Origin of the sequence: Oxyplasma meridianum (genome assembly GCF_038024865.1) — an archaeon.
GTDB classification, from domain to species: Archaea; Thermoplasmatota; Thermoplasmata; order Thermoplasmatales; family Thermoplasmataceae; genus Oxyplasma; species Oxyplasma meridianum.
Window position 1 is genome coordinate 339,458 of the sequence record NZ_CP133772.1, and the last position, 17,324, is coordinate 356,781.

Annotated in this window: 21 protein-coding genes; 16 read left to right on the forward strand and 5 right to left on the reverse strand. The window is 38.4% G+C overall.

Annotated elements, in window-relative coordinates:
• Positions 1 to 765 (forward strand): diphthine synthase, encoded by a 765-nt coding sequence (dph5, locus tag OXIME_RS01755; RefSeq protein WP_393971768.1) that lies wholly within the window; start codon positions 1 to 3, stop codon positions 763 to 765.
• Here the strand turns inward: dph5 and OXIME_RS01760 are convergent.
• Both OXIME_RS01760 and hsp20 read right to left on the reverse strand, forming a co-directional pair.
• Positions 762 to 1,361, reverse strand: coding sequence for an ArsR/SmtB family transcription factor (locus tag OXIME_RS01760; RefSeq protein ID WP_393971769.1), 600 nt, complete (start codon positions 1,359 to 1,361; stop codon positions 762 to 764). The genes dph5 and OXIME_RS01760 overlap by 4 nt on opposite strands.
• Positions 1,362 to 1,367: 6 nt before the next feature.
• On the reverse strand, positions 1,368 to 1,934 hold the full coding sequence (gene hsp20 / locus OXIME_RS01765; protein ID WP_393971770.1) for an archaeal heat shock protein Hsp20: 567 nt from the start codon (positions 1,932 to 1,934) through the stop codon (positions 1,368 to 1,370).
• A 298-nt stretch (positions 1,935 to 2,232) separates the two neighbouring features.
• Here hsp20 and OXIME_RS01770 point away from each other — a divergent pair, with 298 nt between their 5' ends.
• From OXIME_RS01770 to OXIME_RS01785, 4 genes are read left to right on the forward strand one after another with little or no spacing between them, the layout of a single operon-like run.
• Positions 2,233 to 3,951: an FAD-binding protein gene (locus tag OXIME_RS01770; protein WP_393971771.1), complete on the forward strand. Its 1,719-nt coding sequence runs from the start codon at positions 2,233 to 2,235 to the stop codon at positions 3,949 to 3,951.
• Positions 3,948 to 4,700 (forward strand): succinate dehydrogenase/fumarate reductase iron-sulfur subunit, encoded by a 753-nt coding sequence (locus tag OXIME_RS01775; protein WP_393971772.1) that lies wholly within the window; start codon positions 3,948 to 3,950, stop codon positions 4,698 to 4,700. The genes OXIME_RS01770 and OXIME_RS01775 overlap by 4 nt, the downstream gene beginning before the upstream one ends.
• A gap of 4 nt (positions 4,701 to 4,704) precedes the next feature.
• The gene (locus OXIME_RS01780) at positions 4,705 to 5,448 is read left to right on the forward strand and encodes a succinate dehydrogenase (protein WP_393971773.1); all 744 of its coding nucleotides are present in this window, start codon (positions 4,705 to 4,707) and stop codon (positions 5,446 to 5,448) included.
• An 11-nt stretch (positions 5,449 to 5,459) separates the two neighbouring features.
• Positions 5,460 to 5,627, forward strand: a complete 168-nt coding sequence (locus OXIME_RS01785; protein ID WP_393971774.1) for a hypothetical protein — start codon at positions 5,460 to 5,462, stop codon at positions 5,625 to 5,627.
• Between the two features lie 223 nt (positions 5,628 to 5,850).
• Here OXIME_RS01785 and OXIME_RS01790 read toward each other — a convergent pair whose 3' ends face one another.
• Together OXIME_RS01790 and OXIME_RS01795 are read right to left on the reverse strand one after the other, a co-directional pair.
• A complete protein-coding gene (locus tag OXIME_RS01790) occupies positions 5,851 to 6,498 on the reverse strand; it encodes a DedA family protein (protein WP_393971775.1) in 648 nt (215 codons plus the stop codon).
• A gap of 42 nt (positions 6,499 to 6,540) precedes the next feature.
• A complete protein-coding gene (locus OXIME_RS01795) occupies positions 6,541 to 7,050 on the reverse strand; it encodes a deoxycytidylate deaminase (protein ID WP_393971776.1) in 510 nt (169 codons plus the stop codon).
• A gap of 393 nt (positions 7,051 to 7,443) precedes the next feature.
• Between OXIME_RS01795 and OXIME_RS01800 the strand changes: the two genes are divergently transcribed.
• The 10 genes from OXIME_RS01800 to OXIME_RS01845 all read left to right on the forward strand — a co-directional run bounded on the left by OXIME_RS01800 (position 7,444) and on the right by OXIME_RS01845 (position 16,132).
• The gene (locus OXIME_RS01800; RefSeq protein ID WP_393971777.1) at positions 7,444 to 8,568 is read left to right on the forward strand and encodes a glycosyltransferase; all 1,125 of its coding nucleotides are present in this window, start codon (positions 7,444 to 7,446) and stop codon (positions 8,566 to 8,568) included.
• Positions 8,569 to 8,611: 43 nt separating this feature from the next.
• A complete protein-coding gene (locus OXIME_RS01805) occupies positions 8,612 to 10,630 on the forward strand; it encodes a hypothetical protein (protein WP_393971778.1) in 2,019 nt (672 codons plus the stop codon).
• 222 nt (positions 10,631 to 10,852) lie between these two features.
• Positions 10,853 to 11,005: a hypothetical protein gene (locus tag OXIME_RS01810; RefSeq protein WP_393971779.1), complete on the forward strand. Its 153-nt coding sequence runs from the start codon at positions 10,853 to 10,855 to the stop codon at positions 11,003 to 11,005.
• 409 nt (positions 11,006 to 11,414) lie between these two features.
• Complete coding sequence (locus OXIME_RS01815; RefSeq protein ID WP_393972230.1) at positions 11,415 to 11,771, forward strand: ATP-binding cassette domain-containing protein; 357 nt, start codon at positions 11,415 to 11,417, stop codon at positions 11,769 to 11,771.
• A 24-nt stretch (positions 11,772 to 11,795) separates the two neighbouring features.
• Positions 11,796 to 12,179 carry a hypothetical protein gene (locus OXIME_RS01820; protein ID WP_393971780.1) on the forward strand — a complete coding sequence of 128 codons (384 nt, stop codon included), beginning with the start codon at positions 11,796 to 11,798 and terminating at the stop codon, positions 12,177 to 12,179.
• Position 12,180: 1 nt separating this feature from the next.
• The gene (locus OXIME_RS01825) at positions 12,181 to 12,981 is read left to right on the forward strand and encodes a hypothetical protein (protein ID WP_393971781.1); all 801 of its coding nucleotides are present in this window, start codon (positions 12,181 to 12,183) and stop codon (positions 12,979 to 12,981) included.
• Positions 12,978 to 13,670, forward strand: coding sequence for a hypothetical protein (locus OXIME_RS01830; protein ID WP_393971782.1), 693 nt, complete (start codon positions 12,978 to 12,980; stop codon positions 13,668 to 13,670). Before OXIME_RS01825 ends, OXIME_RS01830 begins: the two co-directional genes overlap by 4 nt.
• Positions 13,661 to 14,020 carry a transcriptional regulator gene (locus OXIME_RS01835; protein WP_393971783.1) on the forward strand — a complete coding sequence of 120 codons (360 nt, stop codon included), beginning with the start codon at positions 13,661 to 13,663 and terminating at the stop codon, positions 14,018 to 14,020. Before OXIME_RS01830 ends, OXIME_RS01835 begins: the two co-directional genes overlap by 10 nt.
• A 100-nt stretch (positions 14,021 to 14,120) precedes the next feature.
• Complete coding sequence (locus tag OXIME_RS01840; RefSeq protein ID WP_393971784.1) at positions 14,121 to 15,374, forward strand: APC family permease; 1,254 nt, start codon at positions 14,121 to 14,123, stop codon at positions 15,372 to 15,374.
• A 611-nt stretch (positions 15,375 to 15,985) separates the two neighbouring features.
• Positions 15,986 to 16,132, forward strand: a complete 147-nt coding sequence (locus OXIME_RS01845) for a transposase (RefSeq protein WP_393971785.1) — start codon at positions 15,986 to 15,988, stop codon at positions 16,130 to 16,132.
• 333 nt (positions 16,133 to 16,465) lie between these two features.
• Here the strand turns inward: OXIME_RS01845 and OXIME_RS01850 are convergent, their stop codons facing one another.
• A complete protein-coding gene (locus OXIME_RS01850) occupies positions 16,466 to 16,603 on the reverse strand; it encodes a hypothetical protein (RefSeq protein WP_393971786.1) in 138 nt (45 codons plus the stop codon).
• 242 nt (positions 16,604 to 16,845) lie between these two features.
• Here OXIME_RS01850 and OXIME_RS01855 point away from each other — a divergent pair, with 242 nt between their 5' ends.
• On the forward strand, positions 16,846 to 17,322 hold the full coding sequence (locus OXIME_RS01855; protein ID WP_393971787.1) for a porin: 477 nt from the start codon (positions 16,846 to 16,848) through the stop codon (positions 17,320 to 17,322).
• Positions 17,323 to 17,324: the final 2 nt, after the last annotated feature.

A 17,324-nucleotide genomic window follows, 5' to 3' on the forward strand; every position in this document is an offset into this window, starting at 1 on the left:
ATGCTTAACCTCATTGGTATGGGGATTAGAGGGGTACATAGCCTTACTCTTCAGGAGGATGAAATTTTGAAGAGGTCCCAGAAAATATACTTCGAGGCATACACTTCAATTGCACCGGAAAATACAATAAATGATCTGGAAAGCAGATATTCAAAACCTGTTAAACCTCTGACAAGATCTGAGGTGGAGAATCCGGAAAAAATAATCAAGGAAAGCCTTGAGGAAACAGTATCACTGATCATCGTGGGAGACCCTCTTACTGCAACAACCCATAACCAGTTGAGATTCGAAGCTGAGAAATACGGCGTGGTTGTTAAATGCTACGAAAATGCATCCATAATAACTGCGGCTTTCGGCTATACCGGTCTTTTTACCTATAAAATGGCCCCTCCTATTTCCCTTCCATTTCCGCATGAGAAATTCTTTCCAAGAAGCGTATATGACAAAATATCTAAAAATATCGAAAATAGGATGCACAGCCTCATTCTTCTGGACCTGAATCCAGGGAGAGGGATGAAGGTGAGTGAGGCAGTGAAATATCTACTTGAAATGGAAAAAAATTTCGGAAATGGACTTTTAACAGAGTTCAGAGAATTGATTGCAATTTCAGATCTTGGGCATATGGATGAAAAAATTGTTTCCGGATCATTTGGAAGTATGATCTCCTATAATGGAGGGAGGATCAACTGCTTAATTATCCCCGAGAGCCCGACTGAAGACGAGGTGCGTTTTTTGTCCACATTCTGTAAAAGACTCCCTATTTAGTTAAGCAATTTCTTTATCTTCTCATTTACAAAATCTTCAGGGAGCCCAAATTTCTGGGCGGTTTCCTTAACGCTAAGATTTTCTATGAATGTTGTAAGGATTTCATATGTCAAAGGATCAGGTGAAAATTCAGCCACCTTCTGTTTTAATTTTCCAAGAATAGCATCTTTTGACTTTACTAGTCTTGCACGCTGTAACATAAGTTCTTCGATCCTATGGTTTATATTTTTAAGATGAGTAATGAGGTCAAATTCGCTATCTGTTTCAGCATCTACTTCCACGTTCTCTTCCGTTTCAATGGGGTAACGTCTTACTTCTAAGAAATTACTTGAATAGTCCACAACCATTGTTGAAAAGCCTGTAGGACGGTAAATTTTACGAGAGGCCCCACTACTGCTGGGAATTACTCCAACAACTGTTACGAGATTAGCCCTAAGAAGCATTTCAAGCTGCTTATTTATTGCCTGCTGTGATATCCCTATCTTCCTGCTCATTTCAAAAGCATAAGTATTGTCAAGAATAAGTCTCCGGAGGATTTCCCTCCGGGTATTGTTTTCAATGGCTTCAAAAAAGTCCTCTATGCCATCATCAAACATAGTTGCTTACTCTACCTGGACTTTTCTTCCACCTGTTGTTTCATCGGCAGCCTTCTCAATTATGAGGTCAAGTATACCGTTCTTGAACTTGGCCTGGGCGGTTTCAGGTTTGATCCTATATTGTAGATCTATGCTCTTGTAGTATTTCCTTGTATCTTCCTTTACACTAATGGTAACATTTTTTTGGGACACGTTTAGCTCTATGTTTTCCTTTGAAATCCCTGGAAGCTCGTAAGTTATGTATACTTTTTTCTGATCTTCATTCATGTCTGTTATTGGCTCCCTTACATTCTTATCTATAGGTTTTGCCGATCCAAGTGGATTCTGAACTCCAGGAACATTTCCAAACTCCTCAAACACAGGTCTTCCATCTGGTCCTATCTTGTAAGTGAAACCATACACATATGGCCCGTAGGAACTCACATCAGGATCTTTCAGAAACCTGTTCCATGTTCTCATCATTCTCTCATTAAACCTGTCGAAATCGAATCCGAAATCATCAAAGAAATCGTCTAATTCATCTCTCCAACTGTCTCTGTATTCATCGATGTCTCTCCTTCTTCTATTCACCATATATATCACCTCAGTTATCAACCAATAGTTGACAACTGTATAGTACAATTTAGTATAAAAATTTTTTTAATTGTTTTACAAGACAATCCTGTTTATCTTACAGGTCTCATGATTCAAATAAAATTAAAAAATTCCTATCTTTTTATTCTTAGAAGAAGTATTAGGATAGCTAATCTCTATTTTTACAGATTGTCGCGCTGTCCTTATTATCATAGACAGAGCATAATTGTAAAAAATTTATAACTGAGTAAGCGATTAACTCAAAACAGTCTGAAATCTCAAAGATAGTGTGGTTAACATGAACGAACCTTATAATAAAGTTAAAACAGACGTGCTTGTCATTGGTGCTGGAGGTGCTGGGCTAAGGGCTGCAATTTCGGCTGCTGACGCAGGTCTGAAAACAACCGTGGTGTCAAAGTCACTTATTGGAAAAGCACATACAGTTATGGCTGAAGGTGGAATTGCAGCATCACTTGGCAATGTGGATCCGAAAGACAACTGGCAGGTTCATTTTGGAGATATTATGGAGGAGGGGGTATATCTCTCAAACTGGCGGATCGCCGAGATTTTGGCCAAGGAAGTTCCTGAAAGGGTTTTTGAACTGGAAAAGTGGGGCGCTCTTTTCGATAGAACACCTGATGGAAGGATACTCCAGAGGGCATTTGGCGGGCATACATATAGAAGGTTGTGCCACGTGGGAGACAGGACGGGTCTCGAACTCATAAGGACTCTTCAGGACCAGGCCCTCCACAGAGATATAGACATATTAGACGAACTCTATATAACAAAGCTTGTGAAGGATGGAGATAGGGTTACTGGAGCCATCGGTATAAAGATGAACACAGGTGAATTTTATGCCTTAAGTGCAAAAGCAGTAGTTATAGCTACGGGAGGTGCAGGAAAAGTATACAAAGTCACTTCCAATTCGTGGGAGTCCACCGGAGATGGCATAAAACTTGCATATGAAATAGGGGCTACACTTATGGACATGGAGATGTTCCAGTTTCATCCCACCGGAATGGTTTATCCTCCTGGTGTGAGAGGTTTACTGGTGACGGAGGGCGTCAGAGGGGAGGGAGGGATTCTCCTCAACAATAAAATGGAAAGGTACATGCTAAAGTATTCCCCAGAAAAAAAGGAGCTTGATGCCAGGGATGTGGTTGCAAGGGCAAACTACGCAGAAATCCAGGCAGGAAGGGGGACTGAACATGGCGGGGTTTATTTGGACATAACACATAAGAGTCCTCAATATATAAAAGAAAAACTTCCTCATATGTACATGCAGTACCTTGAATTTGCAGGTGTTGATATAACTAAGGAGAAAATGGAGGTAGCACCAACAATTCACTATCAGATGGGGGGCATCAGGTTTGATCCAGAAACCTGTATGAGTTCTGTTAATGGTCTGTTCGCAGCAGGGGAAGTGGCTTGCGGATTACACGGTGCAAACAGGCTTGGAGGTAATTCGCTGGCGGATATACTGGTATTCGGCAGGAGAGCCGGGAACAGTGCAGCAGAATTTGCGAAAAAAGAGAGCCTTGTGGAGATACCTGAAGATGAAGTTCAGGATCAGATCTCTTCGGTGCTTTCATTCCTGAAGGAGAAAGGGACCAATCCATATTCAATCATGGACCAGCTTACAACTGCAATGAGTGATAATGTGGGAATATTGCGTGATGAGGATCATCTGAACAAAGGTCTTGAAAAAATTCTGGAACTCAAAAAGCAGTATGCATCTCTTGGAGTTCCAGGTGGGAGAAGGTATAATCACGGGCTGCTGGCATGCATGGAATTAAAGAGCATGCTGATAGTTTCCGAAGCAATTGTGCGATCGGCCCTTCTCAGGAAGGAAAGCAGAGGGGCACACGCAAGGACCGACTATCCAAAAAAGAGCAAAGAATGGTTAAAAAATATTATTATAAACAAAGATGGAGAGAACATGAAGTTTGACTATATCCCAGTTCAGCCAACCCCTCCTGAACTAGCCCAGTATTACAAACCAGAGGTGTATTCATGAAGGATGTAAAATTATCTATCTTCAGGCAAGATCCTGAGACGGAAAAAGAAGGAAGATTTGTAGAATATACCATTCCATATGTTGAAGGAATGGTTGTACTAGATGCTGTGCGATACGTGGAAGAAAAAATCGACACAACACTTGCTGTTAGATGGAACTGCAAGGCTGCCCATTGTGGATCCTGCTCTGCAGAAATCAACGATAAGCCCTCACTCATGTGCAAAACAAGAATTGAAACACTGGGGGACAGAATTAAAGTTGGTCCAATGAAGGCATACCCTCTTATAAAAGATCTAGTAACAGATGTTGGTTCAAACTGGAAGAGTGTCAGAAGAGTCCCTGCTTTTAAACCCAAAGAGGGACTTAAGGATCCATGGAGAATGCAGCAGGTGGATATAGAAAGGTCTAAAGAATTCAAGCGCTGCATTGAATGCTTCCTCTGTCAGGACGTATGCCACGTAATGCGTGAACATTATGAGGAGACAGATTACTTTGGTCCAAGACACATGGTAAGGGCTGCGTCATTGGATATGCATCCACTGGATGACCTTAGCAGATCCAGGTTTCTCAACGAGGAGGCGGGTATTGGATACTGCAATATAACAAAATGTTGCCAGGAAACCTGCCCAGAGCATATCCCCATAACAGATGACGCAATAATCCCAGAAAAAGAGAGAGCAGTAGATATCACTTATGATCCAATAGCAAGGCTAATAATCGGAAGAAAAAGTAAAAAGAGAGGTAATTAAATTGATGGAAAACAATACGAATAATGGGCACCCTAACCCAGCCAAAACCAGATTCCTGCCCGTGGAATTTACTGAACTGAACTGGAGGTTCTGGTCTTTTATCCTAATCCTCGTACTTGGAATTTACCTTCTTGGTCTTTTCCAGGGGTCAGTTGCCGGTGCAGTGACAAAATATGGCCTTACAGACCCATGGTATTCCCCCACAGTTCTTATAATACCATTCGTTGGTCTGTTCAGGCTTACCTGCTATGCTTACAGGAAAGATTATCACAGGCATCTTTTTGATCATCCTGTTGCATGTGCGCTGAATACAAGGCAGGATAAATTAGGAAGGGCATATACTGGTGAAACCAGATTTTTCAGGGTGGAAAACTACCACAGATATTTCATGTACATAGCTGTAGCTATTCTGCCCTTCTTCTTTTATGATTTCTATGTTTCAATGACCTACCTTCCCGGTTCTGTAATACTTTCAATCGGAGGCATTATAATACTCATTAACGCCCTTGCTGTCACAATATACACATTTTCATGTCATTCTATAAGGCACTTGATTGGAGGAAGAATGGATTGCTTCAGCTGCACAACTGGCCACAAGACTGGTGGAAAGGTATTCAGGTTCCAATCCATTTTTAACAGGCATCACGAGGCACTGGCCTGGACCAGTCTCGCAATGTTCGTTTTCGTTGATCTCTACATAAGGGCAGTCGCTGCGGGAATAATACCTAACCTGCACATGGTGCTGTGAGGTGAAATGATTTGAAACACGTATTGAAAAGTAGATACAGGTATCCTCTGTTTGCCCTTGGGCTATTTCTTATTGAACTTGGAGGACTGCTTCTTTACTTCCTGAAAATACCCATGTATGGAGTTGAGATTTTCGCAATAATTGGTTTTATAATCTTTCTCTCATCATTCCTGGCGTAAACTTTAATATTTAAGATTTTTGAACTTTTATTTAATCCATTTATTTTTAAGATAGGGAGTAATGATCTCTAATTGTTCTCTTCAATGAGAATTAAACTTTCCTAAAATTTAAAAACTGAATGAGACAAAAATAGACTTTCTTTATCGAAATATTGAAAACGGTAAATGTTTTTAAAATAAATCAGTAAATAAATGCTGAACAACTGTGATAATAAAAAGGTCTTCAACTGATCTTCATTGGGTCCTTTTTCTTTTTTAGGGTCAGATAAACCCAGTATAGAAAAAGTGCTAATATAGCGGCTAATGCTAAGTAAGTAAAAAGGTCTGAATAGGAAAGCATTACTTCCCAGCTTGGTCCAAGTCTGATTCCAATATAGATGAGTATAGTGTCCCAGATGGCCATTCCCAATACTGTAAAAATGATAAAGTAACTCAATTTCATCTTTGCTATTCCGGCTGGGATTGATATGAAAGTTCTAAAAATCGGTATGAGTCTGGTAACGAAAACTGAGATTTCTCCATATCTTTTGAACCATTCTTGTGTCTTATTTATTGACTTTTCATCCAGCATTACATACCGGCCGTATTTCATGATGAGGGGTATTCCTCCTTTATCACCAAGGTAATATGCTAAGAGTGCCCCTACCAGATTTCCAATCGTACCAATCAGAAGAAGAACACCAAAACCAGGCAAAAAGCCTATCCCTAGGAGTTTATTCTCATATAAGAGATAACCTCCAAACACCATAACAACTTCGGATGGAATTGGCAGAAGCATGCCCTCGAGTACCATAAGAAAGAAAATGCCAGGGTATCCGACGGCTTGGATGATTCCTGTCATTTCGTTGATAATCGCTACTGTCAATGACATTGTTTTTTCTCTTTACCCGTATTTATATCGCTCATATTAATCTTAGTCATTTCCAGGTCCTTGCATGTAATCTTCTCCAAGCATAGTTTTGACCTCTTTTTCAGGGAGGGAAAATCTTCTCTTTGTGATATCGCTTTCCAGGAGCATGAGTTCAGCAAGTTCATCCGGATACCCGTCAGCATAAATAATTTCCTTGATCTGTGCATTCATTATCATTTTCGAGCATACAACGCAGGGATGTGTGGTAACGTAGATAATAGAATCCCTGGTACTTACCCCATTGAGAGCTGCCTGAATTATTGCGTTTTGTTCCGCATGAAGACCTCTGCAGAGTTCGTGTCTTTCTCCTGAAGGTATATTCAGGTCATCCCTTATACATCCCACAATGTTGCAATGAACTGAGTTAGTGGGTGGGCCATTGTAACCGGTGGCTATAACGTGTTTGTCTTTCACGATTACAGCCCCAACCTTCCTTCTGGTGCAATTTGCCCTGCTTGCAGCCAGATATGACATTCTCATGAAATACTGATCCCATGTAGGTCTTGGTTCCATTCTTACAACAATCAAATTGAGGCATAATAACTTTGGTTAGAATTAATTTCGCACAAAAAATTTTTATCACAGATAAATTATAACAACTGTAATTTTATAACCGTAAATTTTTTAGGTTTAAAAAATCCGAAAAAATAAGTTGGTCAAACGGTGAATAAAATAAAAATAAGTTATTTGTCGTATATATTTATAGAAAATGTTTAATAATGAGAAAAATTTGTTAGACTATGTCGGACTTACAATTCCACCTTATTCCACAGTAAAAAAATAAAAAATAGTGTGAATTAAAAATCCTGACATTAGTTACTATTAAATACAAATTAATCATTTAAGTATAATGGTCAAACCTGGAAGTTCCCATATGGAATATATGCCGGATGGGATCAAATACGGTTGGAAGAAGGCGAAATGGTAGATATCATGAAACCTGAAAACATGTTTAGAGACTCTACGGTAGGTGTAGTGATACCCACCTACAATGAGTATCACAATTTGTTGGATCTTCTTCCTCGGTTAAAGGATCTGGACCTTCATTCAATTTATGTAGTCGATGATGATTCAAAAGATGGAACAGACAAGCTTGTTGGGATATTCCCCGATGTTAAATTCTTTGTGAGAAAAAATGAAAGGGGGCTTGTATCTGCTGAGCTTGAAGGTATGAGACAGGCAGAAAATGACTATGTCGTAGTAATGGATGCTGATTTCTCTCACAACCCCAACGTAATAAAAAATATGATAAACTATGCAATCAGAACGAACTCTGACGTTGTTGTTGGGTCCAGGTATATAAAAGGGGGATCTAATGGCGACAAGCTGTCGAGAAAAGTAATCTCCACTGTTGCAAATAAAATGGTCAACTTGGCTTTTCACCCATCTGTCAAGGATGTAACTTCAGGTTTCAGGGTTTACTCAAAAAGAGCATACAAGTTCCTTTCTAGCCAGAACACAATTAAGGCAGGTTATACCGGTCAGGTTGATATACTGGAAAGATTAATCACAAAGAATTATAAATGTACGGAATTCCCAATAGATTTCAAGCCCAGGGAAAAAGGTGATTCCAAATTAAAAATTAGAGACATAATGGAATTCTTCTTTTTTATAGCAGCCAAAGGTAATTTTTTCAAGTACATACTTGTTGGTGTTTCAGGAGTACTGGTAAGTGAAGGCCTTCTCTACGCTCTTCACACTTTCAACCCATATATTGCCGAAATAGTCGGTATAGAGGCATCTATAACATCTAATTTCTTCCTCAATGATCTCTGGACATTTAAGAACAGGAAAAAGAGATTCGGCATATACAAGAGGCTTGTAATGCATAATTTCTTTTCACTTATACCTGGAATTGTCAACTTTGCTTCCTATATCATGCTTTACGTTGGCGGTTTTGAATACCTTCTTGCTAACTTCCTTGGAATAGCAGTTGCCTATCTCTTCAGGTATATATTTTCCACAACGCTTGTGTGGGGTGAGAAAAAGCAGAAGTTTGAAAGTGAAATAATAGAAGGAACTAAAGATTGAAGATGAAAATTTAAATATTTTTCAATGTTGTTGACATAGCCCAATGGAAAATAGTGGAAAATTATTGAACAATGACAGATACCTGGCTCTCATAGTAGGTACACTATCATTTTACTTAGCTGATTTATTTCTCTATATGAGTGGCTATTTCTCCATAGAGTATATTATAATACAATGGGTTCTGATTTTGTATGGCATTTTCCTTTGCTCATATTCACTTGTCATACACAATCGGGTTCAACTCCCAATCAGGACTATTTTAAAAATACTATTCGTTCCGTTAACTTTTTTTATCCTTATATATACCTTTATTCAATACCGGTTTTCCAATATTTTTTCTACAATTATAATCATAGCCTCCTTAGTTTATCTGGTAGAAACCCCTTTTGATAACAGGCTGTTTAAAGTATTTTCACCAAACAGGAAACTTCAGGACAGGCTTTTATTAACTGGGTTTTCAATAGCTATGCCTCTGATTATTTTTTTCATAATTTCCAATATATATTTGACCTTAATTTCTTTGGGATTTTCTATTGTATCGGTATATCTAGCATTTGGCAGCCTGAAACCTCAGTCACGAAAAGAATATGCCTATTTTGCAGTAATTATGCAGTTTGCAATTATATCTCTAGGGTTCATCTTTCTCGTTGCTCCATTTCAGACAGATGAGTTGCTGTTCGACTTCTATTCCGCCATTCTTATTTTCAAAGGTCACAATCCATATATTCCTAGCTTTTTTCAGAACGTATTCAATTATTACCGTGTTCCCATAGCGTTCAGAACCCCCCTTACCACTGGTGGTTTTGCAAAAGGACTGTTCTATCCCGATCTGGCAGCGATAATATTTTTGCCTTCGGTTATTTTAAATTTCGATCCCAGATATGAAGTATTTTTATTCACAGTTGGGATAATTCTAATCGCATTCTTCTTCATGAAGAACAGAAACCTGCCTGAATATTTTCCAATGCTTGTTCTAATGCTTGCCGTAGATATTGGGGTATTTGCCTTTGCAGGATATTCTGATGTAGATATAATCTGGGCCTTTTTTTTAATTGTAACAATTATTACCCGAAATAGGAAAGTTGTCCCATCTGTTACCATGGGTATTGCGCTCGCACTTAAGCAGATAGCATGGGTTTTCTTCCCTTTCTACATTATATTCATCTGGAAAGAAAAAGGTTTTAAGAATGCAGTGATCTCGGCGCTTATTTCTGCACTTGTATTCTTTGGAGTAAACTTGCCATATATTATCCTATCCCCGCATGTATGGTTAGATGCCATACTTGCCCCTGAAACAATGCCTCTCATTGGAGTTGGTCAGGGAATTAGCATAATATCTTTTGCTGGCTTTTATCTTTTAAATCATCTCTATTTTACTCTGATGTTCTTTACAGAAATGGTACTGCTAATTGTACTCTACTTCTTCAGTTTCGAGAAATACAAATACGCTATGACAACTTTTCCACTGATAGTTTTCTTTTTCAATTTTAGACTTCTTGTCAATTATATAGTTCTGTGGCCAGTTTTGTCTTTTTTCCTAATATGGGATGTTATGAAAATTGATGGGAAGAAATTATTGAAAAAAATACCAAGGATGAAAATTAAAGGATTTAAAAAAGAGATTGCCATCCTATCTTTAATTATCATAATTCCAGTTGCAGCGGCCCCAATATTTCATATTCAAAATGAACCAATTTCAATAAAGGGTGTCCATGTTTACACTGAAGGGTCAAGCGTTGACAAGATGAAGGTAAATATAACGGTCGAAGGAAATTTCTCAGATAAAATTCAGTTCAGGATTTATCCAGAAATGTTTCTGGGGAACGCTTCAGCCAATGGATATTTGTGGAAGTTTTCTAATTTTTCTAATTCAACATTTAAACAAAATTATTCGCATTATACAATTGTTCCCTTAAACTCAACGTATGAGTTTCCGTCGGGTATTTCCTTCAGGCTGGAGGCTTACTACGGATATTATTCTGCATATTATTCCATAAATTATCAATATTCCGGCATATCACAAAGCAATTCAAGCTTAAAGTCTATTTTTGGAAGTGTTTAGTAGGCTACATCCGACTTGGTGGAATTCGGTTTATGAAAAAGCCTGTTAAATGCTTACGGTTCTTCCCACATTTTTGGGGATGTATATATTTCCTGGATATCTAATTCAAAGGTCAGATCTTTACCATATGAATCCCACCTAATGACTTGAGATAGTTTTCATGGGTTACATCGATATTTTAGTCCTAATTCCTCACAACAGAACTTAAATTATGGATGACGCATGTTAGTCACACATTTAATAGCAATGCTTTTCCATATTATGAGAATAAGGATATTTAACCACTATTTTTTCTCATATTTACTGGGAAGCACCAACCAGATCAAGGTTTATGAAAAACTGAAATATGAAGCCATGCTGAGAAATATGGATTGAGAATTATTCTATCCACAATATTGTAGGATGAACCATACTTACTAATTTAAAGTAATACTATTAAAAATGTAGATATAATTTAAGCGTATTGCATAATTCAATAGGCATGGGCCATCCATGGCGTCTAGGAAGTTCTGTGTAAATCTCTTATAGAGTAGATTTCTATACTTAAGATGAGGGGTCCATTTTTGTTATTTTAACGAAACAAATTATCTTTTGTCCTTTCTATCTATTTCGCATCAAAGAAAATCTGGACAGTAAGCATCGCAATTTACTTGTTATAAGAAAAGTTGTTTTATTTAGTAAATGGTTCATCATCGCGAGACCACAGTTCAGATTTTGAACTTTATTCTCTTTATATAAGGTCAATCACCATACATTATTAATGATAGAACTGCACGATTTGAGCGTGAGATATGATAAGCGTTACAGTTATAAGGCGGTGGATGGTGTTTCATTTTCTCTAAAAGATGAAAAAACTGTTATAGTGGGATCCAACGGTTCAGGAAAGACAACGCTGTTAAAATCCATGTTAGGTCTGGCACCAATAACTTCAGGGAATGCAACCATATTTGGTGTAGACGTGAACAAAATTAGTCACGAAACGAGGTTTTCAACTAATCTTGGGGAGGTTTACAGGATCATGAGAAGCAATGTAAGGGACACAATCAGGATATATGCAGATATGAAAGGGGGGAATGTCCATGATGCAATGGATTTAGTGAAGAAATTCGGCCTTAGCGATATCCTAGGCAGAAAGATTTAAGAGATCAGTTCCGGACAGCAGAAGATGGTTGGCAATATACTTGCATTAAGCTTCTCGCCTTTGTTGGTTATTCTCGATGAACCATTTGACAATGTTGATCAGGAGAGGAGACATAAGCTTCTAGATCATCTCATCAACATGAAAGCCACCATATTGCTAAATACGCATGAGTTTGACCTTTTACCCAGAATGTCTGGATGGTCAATATACTTTATGATAGAGGGAAAACTTTTTGGAAAGTTCAAGGCGGATCAGATAAAAAGACTATACATTAACAAGGGTGAAGTAGAAGGGAATATTGCTGTTATGCAAACAAGTTTTGGCAAGTTTTCGATCACGGAGAACTCTGGTACAATACCTATTGCAAACGTTAGAAATTTTAACTCCATTTTTGACGAGGTGGCTTGAAGTGCTTGGCAAATACTTCCTGAAGTCTCTACTCTCCAACAAGGCTATATGGGGGTGGGGAGTAGGTTTCATGGCTTTTTGGCTTTTCATGGGTGCGTTTGTCTTTGGTTTTAACTATACAAGCAGGATACAGTCACTGGATTACGCATCTGTATGGTTTTCCCTCATAGGCCTCATATCCGGTAGTATCATCGCTACCTCTATATCGTACTCAGTGTATTATGGCAACGCCTCTCTGGCATATAGTTTCAGGTACACAAAACTAAAGCCATCATCATACATACTGAACCTTACTGCAAGTACTGCTGTAGTAGCATCTTTAATTGGTTCGTTTATAATAATGTTCACCGCGCTTATGTTTGGCTATAAAACAGGTTACTCAGTATTGCCGGTTCTGCCTTTGCAATCAATAGGTATTTTCTTCCTCTCCGGGATGTTTATGTTCCTGCTTTCGGTTGTATTGATAATATTTTCCAATAATCATGTCGGGCTTAAAAACATAACTTTTGTAGTATTTATACCACAGATTCTATCATACCTTTTCGGATTTTCTGAGCTTGGGATTAACCTCCCTTCATATGTGGTATATGCAAGCCCCTTCAGTGATATCCCACGTCTTTTGTTCATGTCGTATTACGGTGAGGCATCAAAATTGAATCTGACCAATGGAACAGGTCCCATTATGAACCCATATATACTGCTATTGTGTCTCGCTCTCTGGATAGGGATGCTTTTTGTATTATCCATAATCCTGGTTAGAAGGATAAAACCAGTGTCTATTGAAGAGGGAAGGCAGGTATGAATGAAGACGACATATCCAAAATATTAGACCGCCTGAAGTGCGTGGGGATGAAGGCCACCAGACTTGACAGATACATAATCGCAAAGGCATGGGGAATCTATTACGCGATTTGGGCATTATCTATACTGTTATTTTCAGGCCTTCCCTACCTATTTTACTTAATAAAACAGCCCTTTATTCAGACTGTTGCTTTTTTGGTCTCTTACCTGGTTATAATAGTAAGTGCATCCTATATTACGGGTCTTGTCTTCAGCAAGGCTGCCAGGCTGTCAAAACTGAACAGCGTATTGAAAATGGACTCCAAAAGAGAACCAGAAAGGAATTCCTGGATAGGATTATCGATTTTCATCGCAATAATAATCGCCATCGTCATAATTGGGTCTGATGTTCTTTTGAACTCCATTGGATCCTTGGTTGCGGCAGCCATATTTATTTTAATAGCAATCTATGTTTATTCCATGATAAAAAAATCTCTTGGCAGGGTTCCGTTGGAAGGCCTTATTGCAGTTTCTGCATTTATTTTCAGTGCAGTTGGAGGTTGGTTGTCAGTGCTCATTTTTCACAGTTCGGAATATTACGGTGATTTCTGGATACCTACCATAATTACCTGGTTTCTGGCATCTTTTATATCTCTCTTCAACGCAACCAATGCAATCTCGGATGCAGATACTCAGGAGGGATGCAACTGAAATCATCCCGTGGAGGAGAGAAATGGCCGGAGGGAAAAATGGCAGAACTTAACAGGATTCTGGAAGCCCTCCAAGGCCACTTCAATGAACCCGTAATGAAGTCAACTGCGAGACTGCTTATCCTGATAACGTTGGCGCTTAACAGAAAACTATCATTTGCTGATCTCCTCATGATAACTTCACTTGGCAAGGGGAGCTTAAGCAACCACCTTGAGAAGCTGGAGAGCAACAATCTCATAAAGATCAGGACGGTTTTCAGGGCGGCGGGGCCAAGAGTGTATGTGGAAATTACCCAACTGGGCGAGGAAGCTTACAAAAATTACTCCCAACTGCTGAAATATCTTCTCTGAATGAAAGTGTTGGCAATCTCGATTTCATAAATTAAGAGATTTAATTATTAGAAGTCAATGAAATTCGAAATTGTTAACTATGATGCTTCGATACGCTCGAATGGCTGCAGGATTTCAGAGGACGCTGAAGCTTCCAGATGCCATAATGATAAATCTTGGAGCAATAGTAGGCGCCGGAATATTTGTAATTATAGGTATCTCCGCCGCCTCTGCAGGGCCGGCCATATTGATCTCGATACCACTTGCAGGAATGGTTGCCATATTTACGGGAATAAGCTTTTCTCAGATAGCGAGGCACGTCGACAAGGAAGGGGGAGTTTACGAGTATGGTAAGGAAGCTATTTCTCAATATGCAGGTTTCGTTGGTGGGTCACTCTGGACGTTCGGCAATATCATAGCGCTCTCGGCGGTTTCCATAAGTTTTGGCGGCTATCTGGATTCAATATTCAGTTCCAGGTTTCCGGTTTTGATAATAGGCGTTTTAATAATAACTGTATTTGCGGTTTTAAATATCATGGGCGTAAAGAATTCTGCAAAAACCCTCCGTGCAATTGTAATCGTAAATTTGACCATTCTCTTTGTATTTTCCGTAGTCGGGTTCTTTTATTTTCATCCTTCCCACTTCTCAGATTTCTTTTCCAAGGGATATTCAGGTATACTGTCAGGCGGAGCTATCATATTTTTCGCGTTTTCTGGTTTCTCAAGGGTAACCACGGTATCGGAGGAGGTAATAGACCCTGAAAAGACCATACCAAAAGCCATTATAATATCCATACTGATTTCAATAGTGATATATTCAGTTATCGCCATTTCCGCAATAGGGCTTGCGACCTCAGCTGGCCTGGCATCCTCAACATCACCGCTTGCATTTGCAGCATCCAGAACGGGTCTTCCCGCACTGGTTCTGGTCGTTTCTTTAGGCGCACTTGTTGCTACTTCAGGGGTGATCCTTACTGGAATTCTGGGAACCTCCCGCGTTATGTATGCCATGGGTAGGGACGGGGAGTTACCCCATGCCATCTCCAGGCTTGACAGGTTTTCGACACCGATAGTGGCAATAGTTGTATCTTTGCTTCTTGCCATAGCCATGATGCCCGCAGCATCATTCGGAACAATAGTAGAATCATCAAATACCTGTGTAATCTCAGCATACGCCATCATAAACCTCGCAGCTCTTAAAACGCACCTGAAATACCGGCATAATGGAAAAAAAGTATGCTTTACACAAACTGGTTCTTCATTGTACCGGTTCTTGGAATATTCACGATATCAATATTTTTCATATTCCTTGGAGTCGAGAGCATTGAAATCGCCGGTGCTGTGTTTTTTGCAGCCACTATTTTCCATGTGGTAAGAACAAAATTCGCCTCTATAAAACCAACAATACCGAAAACCAGTATTGTCAGAGTTTTTGGCCGAAGCAGAAGCACCAAGACCCATGGACATGATAATGATAAAATATGAACGCCCTTATATAGAAGCTTGGAACGTTTTGGTATTTCTCAGTACCGATCACCGACGCATAAATTGCAATATTATCGTTTGAGATTAGAATAACCCAAACAACATGGTACTGGTATTCAGGATATAATTCAGAACCGAATTAATAAGCCTCTCTGCATTATTATACAGATTAGAATATCCTATAGACAATTCCCAACAACCTATTAATTTTGCCTCTCTTTTCATGTTTAGGTAAAATGTTATGAATTCCTTGCCGGATCATTCGCGAATGATTGTTTTTTATTTTCAATTTTCACTTTTTCATTTTTTTCCTGCAATAATTCCATAATTCATGCTCTCCCATAGTAAAGGGATAACTGGAGAATGAATCTCTGATATCAAGAATCAAGATCAGAGGACATCCTCATAAATAATGATCTGGAAAGGTCATCTGATATGTTTTAATGCTGTCATTTATCATTATACAACTACCTTGCTTTCAATAGAACATATTAAAGTAGAATGAGAACAACAAACGTCATTAAAAGATTAAGCCTGGAGTTTAAGAAAAAAACGAAACAAATGGGCGCATTCCCAAATGAAAATGCACTCATGAGGCTAACAGTATCCATAATGATGGACATTAACGAGGAGTGTATAACAGGATGAAGGTGTTTGAGAATTGAGATCGATGAGCGGTTGTACAGGTTCTTTTCGAAATTACAGAAGATCATGTACAATATCTTTGAATTTATTTTGAGATCACAAAATATAAACAAACGAAATTTTTGTATATTTAGTTTTTTTAAAAAAGCATGTTATTTGAATAAATTTATATTAGTAATCAAACTCAAAACTTTTTTTTGTTATGTATGTCCCCATTTTCAAGTAAACCGGTCAAAATTTGAACCTGAGACCTCCTGCTTGCAAATTAGACGCTTTACGGCTAATCTAACAGCTTATTTTCGCACGCACAAGTAAAACAATAATAAATCTTTATTCTTAGTTTACAAGAACATTATATGGCATCAAAGTGCTATCAGTTTTTGGTAGATTCTTTCCATTTAGTTCTTTTATCGGAATATCCTCATGTATTTTCATCATCTTTAGAGGCGCCTTTATAAATGCTTTTTTCTTCATATTTTTACGTATAATTGATTTTACTACACTGAAAGGTGATCAAAATTCAATTGACGCTTAAATTTATAATTAAGTGCAAATGTTGTGGTGATATAACCTAGAATTCTTAGTGCTTTAAAGGTTAACAATATATGTCTGACTTTCCAATGTTATTATACACTAAAAAATTATTTCAAGATTTTTTTGATAAATGTATATATAAAAGATCTGGATTGATTTCATCGTAGGAGTGAGTTAAAGAAATGTATTTTAACATTATTCTAGATACAATAGTATTTTTCATAGCATTTTTCGGTATGGAGGGGGCTGCCAGACTTATGCACAAGTATGTAATGCACGGATTTTTATGGTCTATTCACAAGGATCATCACATAGACATGGGACACAAGTTTCAGAGAAATAATCTCTTTGGATTATTTTTCGCAAGCATATCCGTGGCCTTTTTTGTCACATGGGCAAAGACAGGAAATACTGTCTTTGCATCGGCAGGCTTAGGGATGGCAATGTATGGACTTGCTAATCTCGTTGTGCATGATATGATTATGCACAATTCATACCTGCATCTAAGGGATAGAAAGCATTCCAAGTATGTTACGAACCTCATTGCTGTGCACAATATGCATCACCAGAATGACGGTAAAAATAAGGGGGTAAATTGGGGATTCTTATTCTATATACCGAGGATTGATGTTCCCCCCACTCTTCCTAAAAAAAGGTGAGG

Excerpts from the sequence above, each read along its gene's own strand:
- OXIME_RS01845 (WP_393971785.1), top strand. The coding sequence starts at position 15,986 with ATGAGAACAACAAACGTCATTAAAAGATTAAGCCTGGAGTTTAAGAAA.
- OXIME_RS01810 (WP_393971779.1), top strand. The coding sequence starts at position 10,853 with ATGTTAGTCACACATTTAATAGCAATGCTTTTCCATATTATGAGAATA.
- dph5 (WP_393971768.1), top strand. The coding sequence starts at position 1 with ATGCTTAACCTCATTGGTATGGGGATTAGAGGGGTACATAGCCTTACT.
- OXIME_RS01830 (WP_393971782.1), top strand. The coding sequence starts at position 12,978 with ATGAATGAAGACGACATATCCAAAATATTAGACCGCCTGAAGTGCGTG.
- OXIME_RS01835 (WP_393971783.1), top strand. The coding sequence starts at position 13,661 with ATGCAACTGAAATCATCCCGTGGAGGAGAGAAATGGCCGGAGGGAAAA.
- OXIME_RS01760 (WP_393971769.1), bottom strand. The coding sequence starts at position 1,361 with ATGTTTGATGATGGCATAGAGGACTTTTTTGAAGCCATTGAAAACAAT.
- OXIME_RS01850 (WP_393971786.1), bottom strand. The coding sequence starts at position 16,603 with ATGAAGAAAAAAGCATTTATAAAGGCGCCTCTAAAGATGATGAAAATA.
- OXIME_RS01820 (WP_393971780.1), top strand. The coding sequence starts at position 11,796 with ATGGTTGGCAATATACTTGCATTAAGCTTCTCGCCTTTGTTGGTTATT.
- OXIME_RS01805 (WP_393971778.1), top strand. The coding sequence starts at position 8,612 with ATGGAAAATAGTGGAAAATTATTGAACAATGACAGATACCTGGCTCTC.
- hsp20 (WP_393971770.1), bottom strand. The coding sequence starts at position 1,934 with ATGGTGAATAGAAGAAGGAGAGACATCGATGAATACAGAGACAGTTGG.
- OXIME_RS01775 (WP_393971772.1), top strand. The coding sequence starts at position 3,948 with ATGAAGGATGTAAAATTATCTATCTTCAGGCAAGATCCTGAGACGGAA.
- OXIME_RS01855 (WP_393971787.1), top strand. The coding sequence starts at position 16,846 with ATGTATTTTAACATTATTCTAGATACAATAGTATTTTTCATAGCATTT.
- OXIME_RS01770 (WP_393971771.1), top strand. The coding sequence starts at position 2,233 with ATGAACGAACCTTATAATAAAGTTAAAACAGACGTGCTTGTCATTGGT.
- OXIME_RS01795 (WP_393971776.1), bottom strand. The coding sequence starts at position 7,050 with ATGGAACCAAGACCTACATGGGATCAGTATTTCATGAGAATGTCATAT.
- OXIME_RS01780 (WP_393971773.1), top strand. The coding sequence starts at position 4,705 with ATGGAAAACAATACGAATAATGGGCACCCTAACCCAGCCAAAACCAGA.
- OXIME_RS01840 (WP_393971784.1), top strand. The coding sequence starts at position 14,121 with ATGGCTGCAGGATTTCAGAGGACGCTGAAGCTTCCAGATGCCATAATG.
- OXIME_RS01790 (WP_393971775.1), bottom strand. The coding sequence starts at position 6,498 with ATGTCATTGACAGTAGCGATTATCAACGAAATGACAGGAATCATCCAA.